The organism is Streptomyces sp. SID12501 (genome assembly GCF_010550245.1).
Lineage (GTDB): Bacteria > Actinomycetota > Actinomycetes > Streptomycetales > Streptomycetaceae > Streptomyces.
Genome location: NZ_JAAGLU010000585.1, coordinates 1 through 454 on the forward strand (window position 1 = coordinate 1; position 454 = coordinate 454).

General features: G+C 61.0%; 1 protein-coding gene. It reads left to right on the top strand.

The genetic code is table 11. From position 1 onward, the window contains the following. Positions 1 to 231: 231 nt before the first annotated feature. Positions 232 to 454: CNNM domain-containing protein (locus G3I71_RS53080; protein WP_164325143.1), on the top strand; the 223-nt coding region annotated here is incomplete at its 3' end.

Consider the following 454-nt stretch of genomic DNA (forward strand, 5'->3'; position numbering starts at 1 on the left):
CAGCCTGCAAAACAACCGATAAAATTTTTCAAATGCGGGAATACGGCGGTCAGCGTTCGGGGCGAGCGTCGATTTTTCCTTCGGAGATTGCCACGGCAGCCTCAGGCGATATACTGGGGCATGACACAGCCGGAGCGCCGACGAGCGTATGATCGACGACCCTTCCGACGGACGCAGCCTGCTGCGCCGCGCTGGCTTCCCAAATTTCCCTGACCCTAACGAGTCCCTTTGATGTGGATCGAAATCCTTGTCGTCCTTGTCCTGACCTTGGTGAATGGTCTTTTGGCCATGTCCGAACTGGCAATCGTCTCGGCCCGTCCGGCGCGGTTGAAAGTGCTGGCCGAGCGCGGCGACCGGGGGGCTGTCACGGCGCTGAAACTGGCTGACGATCCGGGGCGGTTCCTGTCCTCGGTCCAGATCGGGATCACGCTGGTGGGCGTGCTGTCCGGTGCGT